The sequence below is a fragment of the Variovorax sp. P1_H12_2 genome (assembly GCF_056405335.1).
Window position 1 is genome coordinate 1 of sequence record NZ_JBFUCI010000585.1, and the last position, 3079, is coordinate 3079.

Genomic DNA, 3079 nt, shown 5'->3' on the forward strand with positions numbered 1-3079 from the left:
GGTCCGCGCCCGGCCCGGAGATAGAAGTAAGTGCCGATCTTTTCAGCCTTCCGGGGGAGCCCGCGAGGCACGGCAAAATGGCCCGATGACCGACAAGAAAACGCTGCTGCTCGTCGACGGATCGAGCTACCTCTATCGCGCCTTCCACGCGATGCCCGATCTGCGCGCCGTTCCGGGCGACAACAGCAGCCCGGCCACCGGGGCCATCCGCGGGATGATCAACATGATGCAGGCGCTGCGGCGTGAGGTGCGGGCCGACTACGCGGCCTGCGTCTTCGACGCGCCCGGCAAGACCTTCCGCGACGACTGGTACCCAGACTACAAGGCCAACCGCTCGCCGATGCCGGACGACCTGCGCAGCCAGGTCGAGCCGATCCACCAGGTGGTCCGGATGCTCGGCTGGCCGGTGCTGTGCGTGTCCGGGGTCGAGGCCGACGATGTGATCGGGACGCTGGCGCGGACCGCCGCCGACCAGGGCATCGAGGTGATCGTGTCCAGCGGCGACAAGGACATGAGCCAGCTGGTGGACGAACACATCACGATCATCGACACGATGAACGGCAAGAAGCGCGACGTGGCGGGCGTGACAGCCGAATTCGGCGTGCCGCCGAAGCTGATGATCGACTACCAGACGCTGGTGGGCGATACCGTCGACAACGTGCCCGGCGTCCAGAAGGTCGGCCCGAAGACCGCGGCCAAATGGCTGCTCGAATACGGCTCGCTCGAGGCCCTGATCGCGCGCGCCGACGAGGTCAAGGGCCAGGCCGGCGAGAACCTCCGCCGCGCGCTCGACTGGCTGCCCCAGGGCCGGCGCCTCGTCACCATCCGCACCGACTGCGATCTCGGCGAACACGTGAGCGGCCTGCCGGCGCTGGAGGGGATTGCCATCGGCGTGCAGCAGACCGATGCGCTCAAGGACTTCTACGAGCAGTTCGGCTTCAAGAGCCTGGTCAAGTCGCTCGAGTCGCATGCGGTGCCGCCCGAGTTGATCGAGGAGAACAAGAAGCGCAAGGGGCCCGAAGGCGGCATCGACCTGTTCAGCGATCCCGCCCAGGAAGCCGCCGAGAAGGTGAGCAACCTGGCCTACGACACGGTCATGACCTGGGAGGCTTTCGACGCCTGGCTGGCGAAGATCGAGGACGCCGAGCTGGTCGCGATCGACACCGAGACCACCTCGCTCGACGAGATGCGCGCCGAGATCGTCGGCCTGAGCTTCAGCGTCAAGCCCGGCGAGGCGGCCTACATTCCGGTGGCCCACAACTACCCCGACGCGCCGGCGCAGCTGCCGCGCGACGAAGTCCTCGCGAAGCTCCGGCCCTGGCTGGAGAACGGCGCGAAGAAGAAGCTGGGCCAGCACGTCAAGTACGACCGCCATGTGTTCGCCAACCACGGCATCGAGGTGCAGGGCTACGCACACGACACCATGCTGCAGAGCTACGTGCTCGAAGTGCACAAGCCGCATGGCCTGGCGAGCCTTGCCGAGCGGCACCTGGGCCGCAGCGGCATCGACTACGAGGACCTCTGTGGCAAGGGCGCGCACCAGATTTCCTTCAGCCAGGTGGCGATCGACAAGGCGGCCGAGTATTCCTGCGAGGACTCCGACCAGACGCTCGACGTGCACCGCGTGCTCTGGCCCCGGCTCGAGGCCGACGAGAAGCTGCGCTTCATCTACGAACTGGAGATCGCCTCCAGCGAGACGCTCTACCGGATCGAGCGCAATGGCGTGCTGATCGACGCGCCGACGCTGGCGTCGCAGAGCAACGAACTCGGCAAGCGCATCATGGCGCTCGAGCAGGAGGCCTACGAGCTCGCGGGCCAGCCCTTCAACCTCGGCTCGCCGAAGCAGATCGGCGAAGTGTTCTTCACCAAGCTCGGCCTGCCGGTCCTCAAGAAGACGCCGAGCGGCGCGCCGAGCACCGACGAGGAGGTGCTCGAGAAGCTGGCCGAGGACTTCCCGCTGCCCGCCAAGATCCTCGAGCATCGCGGCCTTTCCAAGCTCAAGGGCACCTATACCGACAAGCTGGGCCTGCTGGCGAACCCGCGCAGCGGCCGCGTGCACACGCACTACGCGCAGGCCGTGGCGGTGACCGGGCGGCTGTCGAGCAACGACCCGAACCTGCAGAACATCCCGATCCGGACGCCCGAAGGCCGGCGCGTGCGCGAAGCCTTCGTGGCGCCCGCCGGCCGCGTGATCGCGAGCTCGGACTACTCGCAGATCGAGCTGCGCATCATGGCCCACATCAGCGGCGATGAATCGCTGCTGCGCGCCTTCACCGAGGGCATCGACGTGCACCGCGCGACCGCGGGCGAAGTCTTCGGCGTGCCGGTCGATCAGGTGTCGAGCGAGCAGCGCCGCTATGCGAAGGTCATCAACTTCGGATTGATCTACGGCATGAGCAGCTTCGGGCTGGMACGCAACCTGGGCATCGAGACCAAGGCCGCGGCCTCCTACATCGAGCGCTATTTCGCGCGCTATCCGGGCGTGAAGGTCTACATGGACGAGACCAAGGCGCTGGCCAAGGAGAAGGGCTATGTGGAGACCGTGTTCGGCCGCCGGCTCTACCTGCCCGAGATCAACTCGCCCAACGGTCCGCGCCGCGGCGGCGCCGAGCGGGCCGCGATCAACGCGCCGATGCAGGGCACCGCGGCCGACCTGATCAAGCTCAGCATRGTCAAGGTGCAGCAGGTGCTCGACGCCGAGCAGCGCGGCACGAAGATGATCATGCAGGTGCACGACGAACTGGTGTTCGAGGTGCCCGAAGCGGAAGTCGAATGGGTCCGCACCGAGATCCCGCGCCTCATGGCGGGCGTGGCGGACCTCAGGGTGCCGCTGCTCGCGGAAATCGGCTTTGGTCCCAATTGGGACAAAGCGCATTAGATTTGGCTCGCCCCCAGGTTGGGCTCACTTCGTGTAGCCCGCCCACCCCCTACCGGGGGCAACACCAGCGGCCCGGCAAAGCCGGTTCCGCGGTGTTTCTGGAGATGTTTTTTTTGGGAGACCTGAGAATCAAATGAAGACTGCAACCGCTTTGATGCGCGGGGGCTTCGCCCTCGTTGCGCTCGTCGCCGCCTGTACCGT

General features: G+C 66.6%; 1 protein-coding gene. It reads left to right on the plus strand.

Translation table 11 applies throughout. The features are described 5' to 3' along the window. Positions 1–85: 85 nt before the first annotated feature. Positions 86–2878 (plus strand): DNA polymerase I, encoded by a 2793-nt coding sequence (gene polA / locus AC1D2K_RS32740; RefSeq protein ID WP_478094351.1) that lies wholly within the window; start codon positions 86–88, stop codon positions 2876–2878. Positions 2879–3079: the final 201 nt, after the last annotated feature.